At 73.3% G+C, this 20,042-nt stretch carries 17 protein-coding genes; 9 read left to right on the top strand and 8 right to left on the bottom strand.

Going from position 1 to position 20,042, the window contains the following annotated elements; genetic code table 11:
- Positions 1–74 precede the first annotated feature (74 nt).
- Complete coding sequence (locus tag AB0C12_RS29380) at positions 75–2,420, top strand: hypothetical protein (RefSeq protein WP_360553075.1); 2,346 nt, start codon at positions 75–77, stop codon at positions 2,418–2,420.
- A 105-nt stretch (positions 2,421–2,525) separates the two neighbouring features.
- On the top strand, positions 2,526–4,112 hold the full coding sequence (locus AB0C12_RS29375) for a GGDEF domain-containing protein (RefSeq protein ID WP_360553074.1): 1,587 nt from the start codon (positions 2,526–2,528) through the stop codon (positions 4,110–4,112).
- Here AB0C12_RS29375 and AB0C12_RS29370 read toward each other — a convergent pair.
- Genes AB0C12_RS29370 through AB0C12_RS29355 form a run of 4 tightly spaced genes read right to left on the bottom strand, consistent with a single transcriptional unit; the run spans position 4,107 to position 8,498 of the window.
- Complete coding sequence (locus AB0C12_RS29370; protein WP_360553073.1) at positions 4,107–4,886, bottom strand: endonuclease/exonuclease/phosphatase family protein; 780 nt, start codon at positions 4,884–4,886, stop codon at positions 4,107–4,109. The genes AB0C12_RS29375 and AB0C12_RS29370 overlap by 6 nt on opposite strands.
- Positions 4,883–6,409, bottom strand: a complete 1,527-nt coding sequence (locus AB0C12_RS29365; RefSeq protein WP_360553072.1) for a phosphatase PAP2 family protein — start codon at positions 6,407–6,409, stop codon at positions 4,883–4,885. The genes AB0C12_RS29370 and AB0C12_RS29365 overlap by 4 nt, the downstream gene beginning before the upstream one ends.
- Before the next feature lie 47 nt (positions 6,410–6,456).
- Entirely contained in the window at positions 6,457–7,530 is a 1,074-nt protein-coding gene (locus AB0C12_RS29360) for a YihY/virulence factor BrkB family protein (protein WP_360553071.1), read from the bottom strand.
- The gene (locus tag AB0C12_RS29355; RefSeq protein WP_360553070.1) at positions 7,527–8,498 is read right to left on the bottom strand and encodes a diacylglycerol kinase family protein; all 972 of its coding nucleotides are present in this window, start codon (positions 8,496–8,498) and stop codon (positions 7,527–7,529) included. The genes AB0C12_RS29360 and AB0C12_RS29355 overlap by 4 nt, the downstream gene beginning before the upstream one ends.
- Before the next feature lie 104 nt (positions 8,499–8,602).
- Between AB0C12_RS29355 and AB0C12_RS29350 the strand changes: the two genes are divergently transcribed.
- The 4 genes from AB0C12_RS29350 to AB0C12_RS29335 are packed head-to-tail and all read left to right on the top strand — an operon-like array spanning position 8,603 to position 11,296.
- The gene (locus AB0C12_RS29350; protein ID WP_360553069.1) at positions 8,603–9,436 is read left to right on the top strand and encodes a YndJ family protein; all 834 of its coding nucleotides are present in this window, start codon (positions 8,603–8,605) and stop codon (positions 9,434–9,436) included.
- Positions 9,433–9,939 (top strand): DUF1990 domain-containing protein, encoded by a 507-nt coding sequence (locus AB0C12_RS29345; protein WP_360553068.1) that lies wholly within the window; start codon positions 9,433–9,435, stop codon positions 9,937–9,939. The genes AB0C12_RS29350 and AB0C12_RS29345 overlap by 4 nt, the downstream gene beginning before the upstream one ends.
- Positions 9,936–10,712: an MBL fold metallo-hydrolase gene (locus AB0C12_RS29340; protein WP_360553067.1), complete on the top strand. Its 777-nt coding sequence runs from the start codon at positions 9,936–9,938 to the stop codon at positions 10,710–10,712. Before AB0C12_RS29345 ends, AB0C12_RS29340 begins: the two co-directional genes overlap by 4 nt.
- Positions 10,709–11,296 carry a VTT domain-containing protein gene (locus AB0C12_RS29335; protein WP_360553066.1) on the top strand — a complete coding sequence of 196 codons (588 nt, stop codon included), beginning with the start codon at positions 10,709–10,711 and terminating at the stop codon, positions 11,294–11,296. The genes AB0C12_RS29340 and AB0C12_RS29335 overlap by 4 nt, the downstream gene beginning before the upstream one ends.
- Here the strand turns inward: AB0C12_RS29335 and AB0C12_RS29330 are convergent.
- Positions 11,293–12,225, bottom strand: a complete 933-nt coding sequence (locus AB0C12_RS29330; protein WP_360553065.1) for a serine hydrolase — start codon at positions 12,223–12,225, stop codon at positions 11,293–11,295. The genes AB0C12_RS29335 and AB0C12_RS29330 overlap by 4 nt on opposite strands.
- A gap of 101 nt (positions 12,226–12,326) precedes the next feature.
- On the opposite strand from AB0C12_RS29330, the gene AB0C12_RS29325 reads away from it, so the two are divergent.
- The 3 genes from AB0C12_RS29325 (at position 12,327) to bla (ending at position 17,276) form a co-directional block, all read left to right on the top strand.
- Positions 12,327–13,064, top strand: a complete 738-nt coding sequence (locus tag AB0C12_RS29325; RefSeq protein ID WP_360553064.1) for a hypothetical protein — start codon at positions 12,327–12,329, stop codon at positions 13,062–13,064.
- A 200-nt stretch (positions 13,065–13,264) separates the two neighbouring features.
- Positions 13,265–16,333 carry a glycosyl hydrolase gene (locus AB0C12_RS29320; protein WP_360553063.1) on the top strand — a complete coding sequence of 1,023 codons (3,069 nt, stop codon included), beginning with the start codon at positions 13,265–13,267 and terminating at the stop codon, positions 16,331–16,333.
- 61 nt (positions 16,334–16,394) lie between these two features.
- Complete coding sequence (bla, locus tag AB0C12_RS29315; protein ID WP_360553062.1) at positions 16,395–17,276, top strand: class A beta-lactamase; 882 nt, start codon at positions 16,395–16,397, stop codon at positions 17,274–17,276.
- Here bla and AB0C12_RS29310 read toward each other — a convergent pair.
- The 3 genes from AB0C12_RS29310 to AB0C12_RS29300 form a co-directional block, all read right to left on the bottom strand.
- Positions 17,227–18,273, bottom strand: a complete 1,047-nt coding sequence (locus AB0C12_RS29310) for a serine/threonine protein phosphatase (RefSeq protein WP_360553061.1) — start codon at positions 18,271–18,273, stop codon at positions 17,227–17,229. The genes bla and AB0C12_RS29310 overlap by 50 nt on opposite strands.
- A 40-nt stretch (positions 18,274–18,313) precedes the next feature.
- Positions 18,314–19,477, bottom strand: a complete 1,164-nt coding sequence (locus tag AB0C12_RS29305) for a PQQ-binding-like beta-propeller repeat protein (RefSeq protein ID WP_360553060.1) — start codon at positions 19,475–19,477, stop codon at positions 18,314–18,316.
- A gap of 273 nt (positions 19,478–19,750) precedes the next feature.
- Entirely contained in the window at positions 19,751–19,996 is a 246-nt protein-coding gene (locus AB0C12_RS29300) for a hypothetical protein (RefSeq protein WP_360553059.1), read from the bottom strand.
- Between the last annotated feature and the right edge of the window lie 46 nt (positions 19,997–20,042).

Raw genomic sequence — 20,042 nt, 5'->3', positions numbered from 1 at the left:
TCCGAGCGCGGCGGGCCGGGTCACCGCAAGCCGGGTCTTGTACCGAGGGTGTCCGAGCAGACACTATGAGGCACGTGGCCCCTCCGCTCGCCGACCTCACCGCCCAGGCCCAGATCCTCACCTCCGCGGGCGACCTCGCCGGGGCCAGGGACGTGCTCGCCGACGCGCTGGACCCGGCCGACGCCGACCCGCAGCGCGCTTCCCCCGACCTGGCGCTAGCCGCGGCCCTGCAGGCCCGGATCCTGATCGCCCTCGGCGACCCGCACGCCGCCCGCACCTGGGCCGGCTTCGCCCACGCCGCCGAGGAACGCCTGCACGGCCCGCACGACGAGCGCACGATCGCGGCGGCGGCGACCCACGCGGCGGTGCTGCACCGGGTGGGCAACCACGGCCGGGCGGCCCAGCTCTACCACGACCTGGTCGCCGAACTGGCCGCTGTGGACGGCCACCTGTCCGCGCGGGTGCTCGCCGCCGAGGCCGACCTGGCCACCGCCGAGCACGCCGCCGGGCAGTGCACGGCCGCGCGGAACAGGCTCGCCGACGCCTGGGCCCGGCACAACCAGACCCACGGCGAGGACGCCCCGGCCGGCATCAAGATGCTGGCCCGGCTGGCGGCGATGGAACGCGAGTGCGGCCACGAACGCGACGCGCAACAGCACTTCAGCCGGGCCCAGGAGCTGTGCGCCCGCTACCTGCCGCCGGACCATCCGCTGGGCCGGCAGGTCGCCCGCCTGGCCGGGGCGCAGCCCTCGGGCCGGCACACCTGCGGCCAGGTGCAGCGCTCGACGGGCCCGGCGCCGGACGGCCCGGCTGCGGGCGTCACCCGCGTGCCGGCGAAAACCTCAGAGGTCCATCCGGTACGCCAGGAGCCCCCGGCACCGGGCGACCCGACCGGCCGCCACGCCCGCCCCGAGCCATCGGTCCCCCTCCCCCTGCTTTCCCCGACCCCACCACCGGAGCCGACCCCACCGCCTCAGCCCGCCCCGCCGGTCGACACCGCCCCACCGCCCCAGACCGCCACACCGCCCCAGACCGCCCCACCGCCCCAGACCGCCACACCGCCCCAGACCGCCACACCGCCCCAGACCGCCACACCGCCCCAGACCGCCACACCGCCCCAGACCGCCCCACCGGCCGAGGCCATCCCGCCGGCCGACGCTGCTCTGCCGCCCGCGAGCGTTCTGGCAGGCGAAAGCGCTTTGCGGGCCGAGAGCGCCCATCAGGCCGACAACGCCCCACCGGCCGAGACCACCCACCAGGCCGACAACGCCCCACCGGCCGAGACCACCCACCAGGCCGACAACGCCCCGCCGACCGAGACCACCCACCAGGCCGACAACGCCCCGCCGACCGAGACCACCCACCAGGCCGACAACGTCCACCCCGACGAGACCGTCGTGCTGTCCGAGAGCGTCCACCCCGATGAGCCGGCCCCCTCAGCCGCGGCCGTGCCGCCGATTGACACAGCGACGCCGGCGGAGGCGGGCGACCCGGCCCCCTGGGCGGGACGCACCCCTTGGGCTGAGACCGCGGCCGAGGCCGATCCGCCGCGGCTCGAAGTGACACCGCCGCCGCAGGCGCACGGTTTCACCCCTCGGCGCCCCGACGCCGCCCAGCCTCAGGACGAAGCGCCCGCCGCGGCCGCACCGGGCGCCTGGGTGACGCCGCCCCCGCCGATCCCGGCCCAGGCGCAGCAGTCCTGGCCCGAAGCGGCACCCCGGCCGCACATGGCCATGGCCGCACCGGCCCCGCCGACCCACCGGCCGGTCGAAAGGCCGGCCGGGACGCCGGTCGACCAGCCGATCGAGCAGCCGCCGCAGGGCTGGGCCGGGGAGCCGCCCGGACCCTGGCCACCCGACTCGTTCCCACCGTCGGCGTACCCGCCCGACACCTACCCGCCCGGCCCGCGGCTCCCGGTGGACGAGCCCTCCGCGCCGGGGACCGACCGTCGTCTGCCCGTACCGGTGGAGAAGCGGAACCGGCAGCCCCTCGTCCTCGCCGTCGTGCTCGTGGCCGGCATCGCGGCCGCGGCCGCGGTCGTCGTCGCGACCTGGCCCCGCGAGGACGCCCGGCCGGCAGCCGGCCCGACCGCCTCGGCACCGGTCTCCGCGGCCCCACCGGCCGCTTCCGCCTCGGCCCGGCCGAGCAACGCCGCCGTCGCCCCCACCCGGGTGACGTTGCAGGACAACCGGGACAGCGTCGCGCTGACCTGGCGGTATCCGAAGGGTTCCGAGGGGCCGGTGCTGATCTCCGGCGGCCGGACCGGGCAGGAGCAGCGGGCGTTCCAGCAGCTGCCCGCCGGCACCACCGACTACGTCGTGTACGGGCTCAACCGGCAGAACAACTACTGCTTCTCCGTGGCCGTCGTCTATACCGTCGACCAGGTCGCGGCCTCCGAGGCGGTGTGCACGAAGCGGTAGTGACCGACTTGCAACCCGGCAACACCTCAGCAATCACCGCGCGCGTCCGATCGCAACGGTTGCCGAGGACCCACCGGGGACTCAACGGGGAAAGCGGGAACGCGGGTGACGACGGAGGCGGCAGAGACAGCCGGCGCCGTGGCCGTGGACGAGCGGACGACGCTCGAGGCCACCCTGGCGGAGCTCGAGGACCGTCCGCCGTCCCAGTTCCGTTCGCTGGCGACGCCGGCGGCGCTGATCGAGCGCCGGGCCGACGAGCTCGGTGCCGGGGATCTCGCCATGCGGGCGCGGCTGCTGCGCGCCATGTCGCTGGTCCGGGAGGGCCGGTCCGAGCAGGGTGGCCGGCGCGCGCACCAGGTGCTGGCCTGGGCCCAGCAGCACGACCACCCCTTCCTGCTGGCCCGCGCGCACCGGGTGCTGTCGCTGTTCTACCGGCAGATCGGTGACCTGTCCGAGGGGCTCAGCCACGCGGTGCAGTGCGTCGCCAACCTCACCGACGACGAGCCGCAGAACGTCCGGGCGCTGCACCTGATGCGGCTGGCCGTGGCGCTGGACGAGAGCGGCTCGACCGAGGAGGGTGACCGCCGGTTCCGCGAGGCGCTCGCCATCGCCACGGAGATCGGCGACCTCGACCTGACGATGAACATCCTCAACAACATGGCCTACACGGCCTTCGAGAACGGCGACGAGCCCGGGGCCCGTGAGCTCATCCGGCACATGCACGAGGTCCGGGAACGCAGCGGCCGGGACTTCGGGGCGCTGGAGATCGACACGATCGCCCGGATCGAGATGATGAGCGGCAACTACGACGCGGCCGAGGAGGCTCTGCACGTCATCCTCGACGGCGCGACCTCCGCGCTGCTCAGCCATGAGGGCGACGCCCCGGCGGTCTGCATGCTCACCCTGGCCGAGGCGCGCCGGCTCAGCCGACGCTACTCGGCCGCCCAGGAGGCCCTGGACGCGGCGGTGGCGCTGGCCGAGGAGCGCGGCCTGGACCGGGTACGGGCCCAGATCCGCGAGGAGCAGGCGGCCCTGTTCGCCGCCACCGGCCGGTATCAGGAGGCCTACGACGAGCACCGCGCCTTCTACGCCGCGGCCAACGCCCTGAACTCGAGGCAGCGGGACGCGCAGGCGCGGGCTCTGCAGGCGGTCTTCGAGGCCACCGAGGCGCGCCGGGCCAGCGAGCACTTCCGGGAGATGGCCCACCGAGACGCGCTGACCGGCCTGTGGAACCGCCGGTACGTCAACGAGCGGCTGCCCGCCCTGCTCAGCGAGGCCGTCGCGCGGCGTACGCCGTTGTCGCTGGCGATCCTCGACCTGGACCACTTCAAGCGGATCAACGACACGCTGTCGCACAGCACCGGCGACACCGTGCTGCAGGAGGTGTCCCGGCTGCTGACCGACACGGTCACCGGCCCGATGATCGCGGCGCGGATCGGTGGTGAGGAGTTCCTGCTGGTGCTGCCGGGCCTGGACGCCGAGGAGGCGGCCGACTGCTGCGAGCGGCTGCGGCTGCGGATCCGGGCGCACGCCTGGGAGCCGGTCACCGGGACGATGCCGGTGACCACGAGCATCGGTGTCACGACCGCGCCGGAGGGCCGGGCGACGCCGTCGACGCTGCTGTCGCTGGCCGACCGCAACCTGTACGTGGCCAAGCGCGAGGGCCGCGACCGCGTGGTGGCGGACCTATAGCTCCAGGTCGACGGCGAGCGGGTAGTGGTCGGAGGCGTACTCGGTCTCGGCGCCGCGCAGCACCCGCGCGTTCGTGGCCCGGGCGGCGATCGGCGGAGCGGCCATCAGGTAGTCCAGCCGCATCCCGGTGGCCGAGAACTCGTGGCCGCCACCGCGGGTGGTGGGCACCGTGTGGCCGTCGCCCGTCCCGGCCCTGGGCCAGAGGTCCACGAAACCGGCGGCGGTGAAGGCCGCGATGGCCCGGGTGTCCGCCGTACCGTCCGGGGTCGTGTGCCGGCGGCGGTACGGCCCGCTGAGGGCCGCCAGCCGCTCGGTGTGGTCGGTGTCCGGGTCCAGGGAGTTGAGATCGCCGGCGAGCAGCACAGGGCCCTTGCCGGGCCGGTGCCGCGCGGCCAGGAAGCGGGCCTCGCGCAGCCGCCGGTACGGCGAGAGCGCGTTGAGGTGCGTGCTGACCACCGTGAGCTGACCGGCGGTGGTCGGCACCCGGACCGCCGCGGCGGCGTGGTGCAGCCGCCACCGGACCCCGGACCAGTCGACGATCCGCAGCGGCGGCCGGACCAGCACCGCGACGCTCTGCCCGAACACCGAGCGGGCCAGGAACGGCGTCATGCCCAGCGCCCCGGCCACCTCCCGCATCCGCCGGCCCGGGAAGCCCCGCAGCTCCTGCAACGCCAGGATGTCGGGGCTCTCCCGCCGCAGCAGGCTCACCACGGCGTCCAGCCGGCCGCCGCTGCCCCCGGTCCGGATGTTCCAGGTCAGAAAGCGGACCGTCACCGCACCGCCTCGGGCGTGCCGGCGGGCACCGTCGTCTCGGTCAGGTCGCGGTGCGCGTCGCGTTCGGTGAGCTCACCGGCGTCGGCCCGGTTGCCCTCGGCCACGTCGGTGTTGGGCCGCACCACGAAGTAGAGCAGGGTCAGCCAGGAGGCGGCCAGCACGCCGGCGCCGAGGAAGTCGGTCGGGTGGTGCATGCCGCGGTACATCCGGGACAGCGCGACGCCGGCCGGCATGATCACCGCGAGAGCCACGAAGACCCAGCGCCACCAGGCCCGGATCCGGGGCACCAGCAGGATGGCGATGGCGGCGTAGAGGCACATGGTGGCGGCGATGTGCCCGGACGGGAAGGACGAGGTGGGCATCTGCCCGTCGAGCTGCTCGACCGGCGGGCGGGGGCGGCCCACCGCGGCGGCCGTGGTCAGGAACAGGCTCAGCTCGCCGAACATGGCCAGCACCACGAACAGCACCGGACGCCAGCGCCGCCACAGGGCCAGCACCAGCGGGCAGAACACCAGCGAGACCAGCAGAATCATGTGGGTGTCGCCGGCCTTGCTCCACAGGTAGCTGAGGTCGTCCAGCGCCGGGGTGCGGAAGGTCTGCAGCCAGCGGACGAAGCCCTCGTCGGCGGACCGGATCCAGGTGCCCTCGGTGTGGTTGGTGACGGCCCAGCCCAGCAGGTAGAGCACGCCGAAGACGAAGACCCAGCCGACGACCAGCTCGGCCGCCTTGGCCCAGGGGTGCGGCAGCAGCTTCTCCTCGTCGGGCGCCGGGGTGACGTCGTGGGCCGCCTCCGGCTCGAGTCCCTCCTCCAGCGGGCGGACGGGCTGGCCGACCTCGCGGCGCCAGAGCCGGAACGCGTACGCGGTCACGCCCAGCCAGGCCGCGCCGAGCAGCCAGCCGGCCAGCACGTCGGACAGGAAGTGCACGCCGAGCGCGATGCGGGTGACGCCGACGGTCACGATGATCAGCCCGACCAGCGCGATCACGGCCTTGCGCCAGCGCGGCGCCACAGCGGGCAGGAAGACCAGGAGCAGGGCGCCGTACGCGACGAACGAGCCCAGCGCGTGCCCGCTCGGGAAGCTGTTGCCCGGCGCCCCGGACACCGGCACGTCGACGACCGGGCGCAGCCGGCCGACCAGCGTCTTGAGGGACGGATCGAGCAGCAGCGCACCGACGCCGGTGACGACCAGGTACGCCGCCAGGCGGGTCCGGCGGCGGATCAGCAGCAGCACGACGGCCACCGACACCAGCCACATCATCACCGGCCGGCCGCCGAGGTCGGTCAGCGCCTTCAGCACGGTGACCACCGGCGGGTGCGGCGCGACCAGCCCGTTCAGGCCCTCGGCCACGCTCCGGTCGAGGCTCTGCAGGGGTCCCCAGTGCAGCCGGACCAGCAGCAGGAGCAGGCCGAAGCCGAGCCCGACCGCGATCACCGCGAGCAGGCCCAGGACGCTGCGCCCGGTGAAGTGCCGCAACGGCGCCCAGCCGACCCGTTTGTGGATCCTGCCTTCGTCGGTGGACATCGTTCGGCTCCTGCTCGTTCGGGGGTCACGCGGTGGTGCGGCGGGACTTACCCTTTCGGCTCGGCGCTCACACCGGGGTCGCGCTGACGGGGCAGATCCCCGTCCGCCGGGTCCCCGTCGGCCGCGTCCGGTGCCGGCGGATCGAAGCTCTTCAGGTCGGTGTCCGGGCCCGGCTCCCACTGGTCGTGCTGCGCCGGCCGGACGACCCCGACCCGCTGTGCCTCCAGTTGCGCCGCGAAGGACAGCCCGAGGAACAGCGAGATGCCGGTGAGGTTGGCCCAGAGCAGCAGCGCCATGATCGCGGTCAGCGGGCCGTAGGTGGCGCCGAAGCCGTCGCTGACGCGCACGTAGCCGGCCAGCAGCAGGCTGGCGACCCACCACAGGATGGTGGACAGCGTGGCCCCGAACAGCAGCCAGGTCAGCGCGGGCTGGTTGCGCCGCGGCGAATACCGGAAGAGCAGCCCCACCGCGAAGACGATCAGCAGCAGGCTCAGCGGCCAGCGCACCAGATTCCAGGCCGCCATGGCGCCGTCGCCCCAGCCGTACTGCTGGGCCAGGGACTTGCCCGCCGAGTGCCCGGCGACCAGCAGCAGGAAGCCGAAGAGCGCGGGCAGGCCGGCGATCAGCGCCAGCACCGCCGCCCGGAAGTACTTGGGCAGGGCGGGACGGTCGCGTTCGACGCCGTAGATGCGGTTGGCGCCGCGTTCGATCTGGGCCATGGCGGTGGTGAGCGCGAACAGCCCGGTGATCAGACCCAGGGCCAGGGCCAGCTCACCGGCCTCCTCGGTGCGCTCGTCGTCCTCGAGCAGCTCGGTGACCAGCGGCTCGCTGGCGCCCGGGGTCAGCGCGATGACCGTGTCGGCCACCACCTGGCCACCCTCCTCGACGCCGAGGTCGGTGGCCAGACCGGACAGGGCGATGAGGAACGGCACGATGGCCAGGCAGAGCTGCAGCGCGAAGGCCCGGGAGTGGCTGAAGCCGTCGCCGTAGCGGAACCGGACGAACGCGTCGCGCAGCAGCGGCCAGCGCCCGTAGTGGCGCAGGGCGAGGAACGCGTCGTCGGCGGAGAGTTCGTCCCCCGGCATCATCTTGGTCTCGGGGACCGGCTCCGTGCTGCTCATGCTTTCTCTTCAGCCGCGGCGCGCACCCCCTCGGCGGCCCGCTTCGCCGCGCTGCTGTCGTACGCCAGGTCGGGGTCGCCGGCGGGCTGCGGCACGCAGAGCAGCAGGGCCCGGTGCCGGACGTGGACCTTGAGGGTCTTGCCCGGGTCGATCAGGTCGCCGTCGAGCTGGCGGGGCTGGGCCCGGTTGCTGAAGATCTCCACCCGCTCGGCGGAATACGTCTCCATCAGCGGCACGCTCCGGCGCCGGCGCACCACGGCCCAGCCGAGCTCGGCCCAGTGCCGCAGGCTGCGCGGGCTCAGGATGGCCACGTCGAGCTTGCCGTCGGCGGGCTCGGCCTCGCTGAGCAGTCGTACGCCGCCCTGGAGCCGGCCCACGTTGCCGACGATGACCGAGCGCGGGCGCCGGGGCATGGGCGCGCCGCCGTCGATGACGATGCGCACCCGCATCGGGCGGTCCCGCAGGTGCTTGGCGGCGCCACCGACGTACGCCAGCCAGCCGATGTGCTTCTTGGCCGTGTCCGAGGTGCCCTCGAGCATCTGGGCGTCGAAGCCCATGCCGGCCATCACGGCGAAGCACTGGTCGCCGACGGCGCCGACGTCGATGCGTTTGCGGCCGCCCTCGATCGCGACCTGCACCCCGGTGGCGGCGTCCGTGCCCAGCCCCAGGTTCGCCGCGAGCAGGTTGCCCGTGCCGGCGGGCAGCACCGCCAGGGCGACGTCCGTGCCGGCCAGCGCGGTCACCGCGGCCATCACCGTGCCGTCGCCACCGCAGACGAACACCAGCTCGGCGCCGTCCTTGACCGCCTGAGCCGTCTGGCCGCGGCCGGCGTCCTCCGGGGTCGTCTCGTGCCAGGTGGGTTCGGGCCAGCCGACACTCGCGACGCCTTCGCTGACGATGCGGCGCAGCAGGTCGAGGTCGCCGACCTTGACGGGGTTGTAGATCACGGCAGAGCGAGGTCCTGTCACGGCCGTCAGTGTGCAGGACACACATCACAACGGCGACCCGGGTGCGGGTGCGTTAGAGTGAATTCAGTTACTTGAACGCGTTCAAGAACGAGGGAGGTGAGGTCGTGCGGGTGCTCGTCAACCTGCTCGTCGCCGTCGGCATGCTGGTGGTCGTGCCGGCCGGGCTGCGGCTGATCCGTGACCCGGCGGTGGCGTTCGCCCGGCGGTGCTGGCCGTTCGGAGCGGTCGCCGGGGCGGTGAGCCTGTGGCTGCCCCGGGGCACGGTGTCCACCAGCCTGGCGACGGCGTACGCCGTCGCGGCGGCCGTGCTGTGTGCGTACGCGCTCAGCCGCCCGGTCCGCCCCCGCCGCGAGTGGCCCACCGAGGCCGCCGTGCTCACCGCCCTGATCAGCCCGGCCGTCGCGGCGAGCGCCCTGATCGCCGAGCGGGCGGGCTACCACCTGTTCGGCTTCGAGCTGGGCATCCTCACGTTGACCGTGGCGCACTTCCACTTCGCGGGCTTCGCGGCCGCGCTGATAGCCGGGCTCCAGAGCCGCCTGACGCCCGGGCGGGCCGCCGACGCCGCCGCGCTCACCGTTCCCGCCGGGACGCTGCTGGTGCTGCTCGGCTACTTCACCGCCGAGGCGGTCGAGCTGGCCGGGGCGCTCGTGCTCACCGCCGGCATGTGGACCGTCGGCTGGCTGACCTGGCGCTACGCGCGCACCGCGCCCGACCGGCTCACCGCGCTGCTGCTGGGTTGCTCGGCCGTCGTGCTGGTGGCGTCCATGGCCCTCGCGGTCAGCTGGGCGCTGGGCGAGGCCACCGGGCTGCCGCATCCGTCGCTGGCCTGGATGGCCGCGACGCACGGAGTGGCGAACGCCCTCGGATTCGCGGTCTGCGCCATGGTGGGCCGGCACCGCGCCGGGGCATATCTGGGATCCGAGGAAGGGACGTCATGAGTGAGTTCACCTACGCCGAGGTCGGCGCGACCCGGCACGAGCCGCTGCCCCCGGGCTACCGGCACCTGCACTACCGCACGGAGCTGGACCGCGACGACTTCGCCGCGGCGGCCGAGGCGATCCTGACCTTCCGCATGCACCGCGCGACCGGGGCCCGGATCCGCGCGACGGCCGACCGCGCCGCGCCCGGCGTCGGCGTCACTGTCGGGCTCGGACCGCTGGTCGTGCCGTGTCAGGTGGTGTGGGCCGCGGACGACGGCGACCGGGCCGGCTTCGGTTACGGCACGCGGCCCGGCCACCAGGCCCGCGGCGAGGAGTCCTTCACCGTCGAACGGGACGCCGACGGCCGGGTCTGGTTCGCGGTGACCGCGTTCAGCGTCCCGGCCCGGCTGCCGATGCGGCTGGGCGGTCCGATCGCGGTGCTGGCCCAGCACGGGTACGCCCGGCTGTGCGGTCGTGCCCTCAAACGGCTCTGCGCCCGGTCCCGTACGGTTGGATCGTGAGCGACACGAGCGTCACGTGGTGGGGGCACAGCACGATGTGGCTGGCCGACTCCGGCGTCTCCCTGCTCACCGACCCGTTGCTCACCGACCGGCTGATCCACCTGCGCCGGATGGCCGGGCCCACACCGCGGCTGCCCGGCCCGCCCGACGCGGTGCTGGTGTCGCACCTGCACGCGGACCACTTCCACCTGCCGTCGCTGCGCGCGGTGCCCGGCGAACCGCTGCTGATCCTGCCGCGCGGCGCCACCGGCTTCGTCGCCAAGGGCCTGGGCCGTGAATGGGCGCAACGCTGCGTCGAGCTCGAGCCGGGCGAGCAGACCACCGTCGGCGCGGTCACCGTGCGCGCGGTGCCCGCGGCCCACGACGGCAGCCGCGGCCCCTGGTCCAAGCTGCGCTCGGTCGCGATGGGCTTCGTCGTCGAGGGCGCGTCCCGCACCTGGTACGGCGGCGACACCGGCCTGTTCGACGGCATGGCCTCGCTGGGCCCGCTGGACCTGGCCCTGGTCCCGGTCGGCGGCTGGGGCCCGACCCTCGGCGCGCACGGCCACCTGGACCCGGCCGACGGCGCCGAGGCGCTGCGCCGGGTGAAGGCGGCCTGGGCGGTCCCGGTGCACTACGGCACGTTCTGGCCGGCCGGCATGGGCCGCTTCCGGGCGCACATGTTCCACGACCCGGGCACGGAATTCGCCCGGCGCGCCGCCGCCGCGTCCCCGGACACCCGCGTGCGGGTGCTCGCTCAGGGCGAGACGCTCAGTTTCGAGCCGGCCACGTGATCTCCGAGCTCGGAGCCATGGGCTGGCTGGCGCTGGTGGTCGCCTTCGGCGCCATCGTGCCGATCGTGCCCACCGGCGCGGCGGTGAGCGGAGCCGCCGCGCTGGCCTTCCACGACCACCCGCTGCTGATCGTGCTGACCATCGCGGCCGGCGCGACCGGCGCGTACGTGGGCGACCTGGTGATGTACGCGATGTGCCGGGCCGGCGGCGAGCAACTGGCCCGCCGGCTGCGCTGGCTGCGCGACGAGGAGCACCTGGCGGCGGTCAAGGACCGGCTGGAGCGGAGCCAGGTCCCGGTGCTGCTGGTCTCCCGGCTGCTGCCCGGCGGCCGGGTGCCGGTGCTGCTGGCGGCGGCGTTCGTGGGCCTGAGCTGGCGCACCTTCGTGGTGGCGAACGTACCGGCGTGCGCGTTGTGGTCGGCGGTCTACGCGGCCATCGGGGTGGTGGGCGGCTCGATCTTCCCGGAGCCGTGGGAGGGCGTGGTCGCGGCGATCCTGCTGGTCCTGATCATCAGCCAGATCGTGAGCCTGATCAGCAAGCGCCGGGCCGCCCGCCAGGCCAGTGCCGAGGCGGAGACCGCTTAGTACTTCAGGTGCTGGCGGGTCAGTTTGGCGACCTTCTCGACCAGCGCCATGCCGCCTTCCATGGACTTGTTGTTGTGCGAGAGCACCGCCACCGACACGTCCACGTCGTCGTCCGAGGTCACCCGGCCGACCGTGTTGATCGCCCACAGGCCGCCGTCGGCCGATCGGGTGTCCCAGCCGTTCTTGACCGTGGTGGTCTCGCCGGCCTTGGCCACCGCCGGCACGCCCCAGTCCTGCGCCGAGTCGACAGTGCTCATCAGCGTGAACGCCTGCTTGCGGGAGCCCGCGTCCAGCGGCCCCTTGGTGTCGACCAGCTCGGAGAGCAGCCTCACCTGGTCGTCGACCGTGGTCTTGGTCAGGCCCCAGGAGGTGTTGACCGCGGTCTGCTTCAGGCCCAGCCGCTTGTTGCACTTGCTGACCGACGACACGCCGCCGATCTTGGTGAACAGGGAGGTGGTCGCGTTGTTGTCGCTCAGCCGGATCATGGGCTTGGCCAGTGCCAGCTCAGCGGCCGACAGCTTGCGGCCCGCGTCCTGGGCGCGCAGCATCGCACAGGCGAGCACCTGCACCTTCACGATGCTGGCGGTGTCGTAGCGCTCGGATCCCCGGTACGAGTAGCGCTGGCCCGTCTTCTTGTCGAGCACGGCGACGGAGAACTCCGGGGACGTGGCGTCGAGCTTCTTCAGGGCCGCGTCGAGCGCCTTGACCCGCTTGGCGCGCTGCTGGGCGGCCAGCTCTTCCGGGCTGGGGCCGGTCGGGGTCGGCGAGGCCTTCGGTGTCGGGTCGTCACCGAAGGTGAGCGACCGGGGCAGCACGCCACCGCCGCCGGTGCCGCCGCTGTCGTCGCGCATGCCGAGGCCGATCAGGGACGCGCCGCCCACGATCACCAGTGCCGCCATCGCGAAGATCCAGAGCCGGGTTCGTCGCACCCATGCATAGTGCCGTGCCCGGCGCGGGATGCCAAAACCTACTACCGGGTGCTTGATCGCCCTCACGGTTTGTCACTGGTCCCGGCGGGCACAATGGGCGCATGGCCCTGCTCCCGTCACCTGTCGCCCTCGTCCAGCTCACCCGGTACGCGGTCGGTCAGGTGGTGGAGACGGCGGCGTCGGCGGCCACCATCCCGTTCCGCCTGCTCGGCCTCCTCGGGCAGACCGAGCTGCTGGTCAGCCGGATGACCCTGCTGGCCGAGCGGGCCGAGGACCTGATCGGCCGGGTCGACGGCGTGGTCGGCGACATCGAGCAGACCCTGCGGGACACCAAGGTGATCATGGCCGCGGCCGCGCTGGCCGTCGACGAGGCCACCGCCGTGGCGGCCCGGGCGGCGCTGGTCGTCGACGGCGCCGGCGCGGCCGTGACCGGCGCGTCCGCGCTCGTGAGCGACGCCGGGCGGATCACCGACGCGGCGTCCGGGGTGGTCCAGCAGGCGTCGGCGACCTCGGTGGAGGCCCGCACGCTGCTCGACGGGTACGCACCCGCGCTGCGCCAGGCAGCCCCGCTGGCGGTGCGGTTCATCGAGGAGCTGACGCCGGAGGAGGTCACCGCGGCGATCCGGATGATCGATGAGCTGCCGCGGCTGCGCCGGCACCTCACCGAGGACGTGATGCCGCTGCTCGGCAAGCTCGACCAGGTCGGTCCCGATCTGCACTCGCTGCTGGAGGTCACCAACGACCTGCACCTGGCCATCATCGGACTGCCGGGTCTCAAGATGCTGCGCCGCCGGGGCGAGGAGCGCGTGGCCGAGGACGACGCGAGCAACGGCCGCTAGACCCGGTCCGGCTCCGCGCCGGCCCGCCACGCGCGCAAATGCCGGCAAATCCGCGCTGACCAGGACCTATTCACGGTTGTAAACATTGACGAAACACAGGGTGACGGCTAATCTCGCGGCACTGTGAGAGCGCTCTCACACTCGCCGTGGTCCACCGCCACGGCTCCGGCGACCCCCGTCCCCATCGGAGGCACCTGGCTATGACATCCCCGCTCCCCCCTTCCCCCGTCTCCCACCGGCGGCGCCGGTCCGGCCGGCTCGCCGGTCTCGCCACCGCTGTCGTGGTCGCCCTCGGCTCGGGCGCCCTCGCGGTCGCCGTCACCGGCTCCGCCGAGGCCGGAACCGTCGGTGCCGGCAGCTACACCGAGACCCTCCCGGCCGGCGCCAAGCTGCCGACCGGCTGCGGCGACATCGCGACCAACCCGCGGCAGTTCCTGACCGCGAACGCGCCGGCCGGTGCGGTGCCCACCAACGACTGGTGGTCCTCGCTGGTGTTCAAGAAGGGCGACGAGTGCAACTTCTCCCAGCCCCTGTTCGCCCACCCGGCCGCGTACAAGCCGGTGGCGAGCGGGCTCGGGATCTCGTACCAGACGGACGCCGCGATCAGCGGCAGCCCCACCGGCCTGGGTGAGTACCACTTCCCGTACGCGCAGCACGTGGTGGTCGGGGTCGCCGGGCTGAACGCGCCGCGGGCACTGGTGGACGGCTGGAGCGACTGGACCGTCACGCCGTCCTGGAGCGACGGCACCCGCACCATGAAGGCGACCATCGGGCACGGCCTGCCGATGTCCTACTACCAGGTGACCGGGGGCGACGCGCTGATCTCCGTGGTCGGGCCGCCGACCGTGTGGCAGAACAGCGGCAACCGGATCGGCTGGTCGATCGGCGGGCACGACTACGTCGCGTACGGGCCGGCCGGCTCGACCTGGTCGCTGAGCGGGAACACCTTCCGGTCCAGCCTGGCCGGTCGCGGCTACTTCTCGGTCGCGGTGCTGCCCACCACGTCGGGCACCAGCACGGCTGACAAGACGTCGCTGGCCGACCGGTACGGCGCGGTCGCGCACAACCACGTCACCGGCACCCGGGTCTCGTACACCTACAACCAGGCCGGCGGCACGGTGAACACCACGTACGCCTTCACCACCACCGCCCGCGAGGGCAGCGGCTCGGGCACGGTCATCTCGCTCTACCCGCACCAGTGGCGTTACCTGTCCGGCGGCTCCCCGCTCGCCCAGACCTACGTCTCGCCGCGCGGCGCCATGAAGACCGTCATCGGTACGTCGTTCCAGACGTCCATGAAGTACACCGGCGTGCTGCCCGAGGTGCCCGCCGTGGGCGACTCCTCCGGCGCGGACCTGTCGCAGGTCACCACGTTCCTGAACAACGAGCTCAACAACCCGGCCGACTTCCGCGGCGACGACACGTACTGGACCGGCAAGGGCCTGGGCCGGGCGGCCCGGATCGCGGAGATCGCCGACCAGCTCAACCTCACCGCGGTACGCGACTCGGCGCTGAACGTCATCCGGACCCGGATCACCGACTGGTTCACGGCGTCACCGGGCAAGACCTCGCGGGTCTTCTACTACGACAACAAGTGGGGCACGCTGATCGGCTACCCCGCCTCGTACGCCTCCGACGAGGACCTCAACGACCACCACTTCCACTACGGCTACTTCATCGCCGCGGCCGCCACCCTGGCCAAGTTCGACCCGCAGTGGGCCTCGGCCGGCCGGTACGGCGGCATGGTCGACCTGCTCATCCGCGACGCCAACAACTACGACCGCACCGACACCCGGTTCCCGTACCTGCGCGACTTCGACATCTACGCGGGCCACGACTGGGCCTCCGGGCACGGCGCGTTCGGCGCGGGCAACAACCAGGAGTCCTCGTCGGAGGGCCAGAACTTCGCCAACGCGCTGATCCAGTGGGGCCAGGCCACCGGCAACACCGCGGTCCGCGACGCCGGCATCTGGATCCACACCACCCAGGCCGCCGCCATCAACGAGTACTGGTTCGACGTGCGCAACGAGAACTTCCCGGCGAGCTGGGGGCACAACTACTCGGCCATCGTGTGGGGCTCCGGCGGCGCGTACGCGACCTGGTTCTCCGGTGAGCACGCCCTGGTGGTCGGCATCAACATGCTGCCGATGACCGGTGGCCAGCTCTACCTGGGTGACTACCCCGAGTCGGTGAAGAGCACGTACGCCGAGCTGGTGCGCAACAACGGCGGCGAACCGACACTGTGGCGCGACATGTTGTGGCAATACCTCGCGCTCGGTGATCCGGACGCGGCCCTGGCCAAGTTCCGGGCGAACAGCTCGTACACCTCCGAGGAGGGCGAGAGCAAGGCGCACACGTTCCACTGGCTGCGCAACCTCGCGGCGCTCGGCCAGGTCGACACCGGCGTGACGGCCAACCACCCGCTGGCCAAGGTGTTCAGCAAGGGCGGCGCCAAGACGTACGTCGCCTCGAACATCACCAACACCGCGCTGACGGTGACCTACTCGGACGGCAAGTCGCTCAGTGTCCCCGCCGGCAAGACCGTGGCCAGCGGCGCGACCAACTGGAGCGGCGGCAACGCCAACGGCGGCGGAACGGTGACCACGCCGCCGACCACCCCGCCGACCACGACCCCGCCCGCCTGCACCACCGGGCCGCTGCTCTCACAGGGCCGGACCGCCACCTCGTCGTCGGTCGAGGCCGGCTACCCGGCGAACCTCGCGGTCGACGGTGACGCGGCCACCCGCTGGTCCAGCGCGTTCGCGGACCCGCAGTGGCTGCAGGTCGACCTGGGCACGGCGCAGCCGCTGGGCCGCGTCGAGCTGAGCTGGGAGGCCGCGTACGGCAAGGCGTACCAGATCCAGACCTCGGCGAACGGCACGAGCTGGACCACCGCCGCGACGGTGACCGCCGGGACCGGCGGCACCGTCACCCACGCGATCTCCGGCACCGCCCGCTACGTGCGCATGTCCGGCACCGAGCGCGGCACGCCGTACGGCTACTCGCTGTTCGAGTTCAAGGTGTTCGGCACCTGTGGGTCCACGACCCCGCCCACCACGACCCCGCCGACCACCACCCCGCCCACCACGACGCCGCCGACGACCCCGCCCACCACTCAGCCGGCCGGCACCGCGTGGGCGGCGAACACCGCCTACCCGGTGGGCGCGACCGTCACCTACAACGGCGTGCGCTACCGCTGCCTGCAGGCGCACACCTCGCTGGTGGGCTGGGAGCCGTCGAACGTGCCGGCGCTCTGGGCGACCGTCTGACGGTGTGACCCACCCTGCCGTTTCACGTCGCTTTCACGGACAAAACGGCAGGGTGGGTCGCATGAGTGATCACCTGACTCGACGTACCTTGCTCACCGGCGGCGCTGCGACCGCGGCACTGCTGTTCCTGCCCGGCACCCCGGCGCAGGCCGCCACCGGCCTGCGCCGGCTCGAACGGGACTACGACGGCCGGATCGGTGCCGTCGGGATCGACACGGGCACCGGCCGGACCGTCGGGCACCGCGCCAACGAGCGTTTCCCGCTGCTGTCCACCTTCAAGGTCCTCGCCGCGGCGGCGGTCCTGGACCGCGCCCGCGGCCGTGAACCGGGCCTGCTGGACCGGGTCATCCACTGGACCGCGGACGACCTGCTGCCGAATTCGCCGATCACCGCCGAGCACGTCGCCGACGGGCTCACCGTCGCGGAGCTGTGCGCGGCCGCCATCGACTACAGCGACAACCTCGCCGGGAACCTGCTGCTGGAGCGGATCGGCGGACCGGCCGGGCTGACCCGCTACGCCCGCTGCCTCGGCGATCCGGTCACCCGGCTGGACCGCTGGGAGACCGAGCTGAACGACTGGTCGCCGGCGTCCCCGCGGGACACGACCACCCCGGCGGCCATGGCCACCAACCTGCGCAACCTCACCGTCGGCCACGAGCTGCACCCCGAGGACCGCGACCGGCTGGTCGGCTGGCTGCGCGCCAACACCACGGGCGGCGCCCGGATCCGGGCCGGCCTGCCGGATTCCTGGACGGTCGGCGACAAGACCGGCTCCGCCGACGCGTACGGCGCGGCGAACGACATCGCGATCGTCCACCCGCCGACGGGTGCCCCGCTGATCCTGGCCGTCTACACCAACCGCACGGCGCCGGACGCCGCCTACGACAACGCGGTCATCGCCTCGGCGGCGACACTGCTGGCGTCCGCTCTCGGCCGGCTGTGAGCAACTCCCGCGCGGGGTAGGGCGTGGTCTTTGGTCCGGCCACCAGGCGATCGTAGAAGTCGTTGAGCAGCAGGGCGGTGGGTGCGTACCGGGTGATGACGGCCCGGGCGTACGCCGGCAGCCCGGACCCACCGGCGCGGATGACGGACGTGCGGCCGGCATGCGGGGCGAGCCGGCCGCACAGCCAGTTGACCAGGTAGCGCCGGGTGTCCCAGCGGTCCCAGTCACAGTGCAGATCGAGGAACGCGGCCTCGGCCGGTGAGAGATCGAAGGCCCGGTCGAGGGCGAGTCCGAAGTCGGCCAGGTAGACACGATGGCCGTCGGTGAGCACGTTGCCGGGGTGGGCGTCGAAGTGGACCAGGCCGTGCGCCCGGGTGACCTCGGTGGCCGCCCGCAGCTCCCGGTCCGCGAAGGCGGTGGCCCGTTCGCCGTCACCGGCGTCGAATCGTTCGGTCAGCCAGGCGTGCAGCGTCCACGGCAGGAACTCCAGGAAGAGCACGACGCCGGCGGTCGCGGCCTCGATCGCGGCGAGCCGGCGCGCGACGGCCGGGTCGCTGTCCCAGTCACCGAAGTCGGGCAGTGCGGCGGGCTGGGACGGCAGGACGCGCCAGTGGTGCAACAGCGGGAACCGGGCCGACACCCCGCTGCGTACCCACTGCGTGGTGGTGTGGTGGGTGGCCAGTTCCCGCCAGGCGCCGAAGCCGGTGGAGCCGACCCCGTACTGGTAAAAGGTCGGCAGGCCGAAGACGTTGGCGGTGGAGCCGAGGTGCCCGGGACGGCGTTCCGGGTCGGTCAGCGGGATCCGCTTCACGAACACGGGCACCCCGGCCACGTCGAGCCGGGCGGTCCGCCCGCCGATCCCCACGCCCAGCGGCGTCGCGGCGTCGACCCGGGCGGCCAGCTCGTCGTCGTCCAGCCCGGCCAGTGCGTCGGCGACGGCCCGGTGCCGGTCGAGGCGGGACGTGCGGGAACCGGCGTTGCCCTGGTCTGCTGCCACGCCGCGATCCTGGCCGGACGTGGGGAACTGGTCAACTCGGTCAGCGCGCGTACCCGGATAGGGTGTTGCCCTTGATCGCGTAGAGCCATCCGCCGGTCACGATCACATTGCCCCCGGCGACCGCGCCGATCCGGGTGCCGGCGGAGGCCCGGGCGCCGCTCGCCGCGTGCAGGATGCCGAGCGGCTTGCCACCGTCCACCGTGGCGTAGAGCAGCCCGCCCGCCCGGACCGGCTGGCCGGCGTTGCCCGGCAGGGACACGGTCCACCGGCGCGCACCGGTGCCGGCGTCCAGGGCCTCGATGCCCTTGGCCATGGCCCGGTAGACGCGCCGGCCGTCGGTGGCGATGAGCGGGCTCCCCTTGCGGGCGGCGGTCCACCGGACCGCGCCGGTGGCGGCGTCCACGCTGACCATCTCGTTGCGGCTGCCCGAGGCGAAGAAGCTGTCCCCGGCCGGGCTCGCCGCCTGTCCGGCCCACGCGACCTTCCGGGTCCACAGCGCCGCGCCGGTCGTCACCGACAGCGCCGAGGTGCCCACCCCGCCCACCCGGCTGACCAGCACCCGGCCACCGGCCGACACACCGGCGGAGGAGTGGTCGGCGAGCTGCCAGCGCTGCGTGCCGTCGCTGACCGCCAGGCCGATCACGGTCGGGGTGTCGGACATCGACTCCCCGGAGACCACGGCGATCCCCCGGTCGACCACCAGCGATTCCACCGGCGCCGACACCTGCTTGGTCCACACGAGGCGGCCGGAAGCGGTGTCGAGCGCGCGGACCGTGCCGTCCGGGTCGCTCTGCGACTGGCAACCCTGGTTGGCCACGATGAGCAGGCCGCCGGAGACCGCCAGGTACGGGGTGCTCTCGTCCTCGGCCGACGACCAGGTGAAACGCCACGACGGCCGCCCGGTCCCGGCCTGGTACGCCGAGACGCCGGTCTCCTGGGCGACGAAGACCCGCCCACCGGCGACCACAGGCGCAGCCGCCCGCGCACACCGTTCCCGGGCCTCCGGCAGTGCGACGGTCCACCGGCGCCGCACCGCGTTGATGCTGTCCGCATTGAGCACCGACTCACCGGGGTTGTAGTACGTGTCCCCGGCGCCGTAGCCGGGCTGGGTCCATTCCGCCGCGAGGGCAGCCGGCGCGGGGACGGGGACGGCGAGGACCCCGGCGGCCACCAGGGCGACGCCGAGAGCAGGCAGAACGGGCAACGGTCCTCCAGAGATCGAGCGGCACGAACGCTGTGAACGTAAACGGCGGGAAGGCCGCTGGAGGCGTCTTTCCCTCAATGATCACCCACGTCGAGTTTCATCTGTTTCATCGACGTACACCCATGCCGAACGGGACCTGCTCGCGCCGAAGCTGCGCGCCGCCGGGCTGAGCACCCGCACCCTCGGGTGGGACCACAACTGGGACAACACGTCGTACCCGCAGACCGTGAACAACGCCGGCGGCAGCAACGTGGCCGGCTCGGCCTGGCACTGCTACACCGGTGACCCCGGCGCCCAGTCGGTCGTGCACAACGCCCAGCCCGCCAAGGACGTCTTCTTCACCGAGTGCTCCGGCACCGAGTCGGCCAGCACCTTCGCCGACTCGCTGCGGTGGCAGGACCGCAACCTGGCCGTGGGCGCCCTGGCCACCTTCACCTGGCCGGGCACGGGCGGCGGCACCACCCCGCCCCCGGCGACCACCCCGCCGGCCGGCCGGACCGGGGCCGTCACCAGTGCCAACGGCAACCTGCGCGGGTGTGCGCACCTGTTTCCGGTACGCACACCC

Origin of the sequence: Actinoplanes sp. NPDC048967, assembly GCF_040649415.1 — a bacterium.
Lineage (GTDB): Bacteria > Actinomycetota > Actinomycetes > Mycobacteriales > Micromonosporaceae > Actinoplanes.
This window is presented reverse-complemented; position numbering and strand designations above follow the sequence as displayed.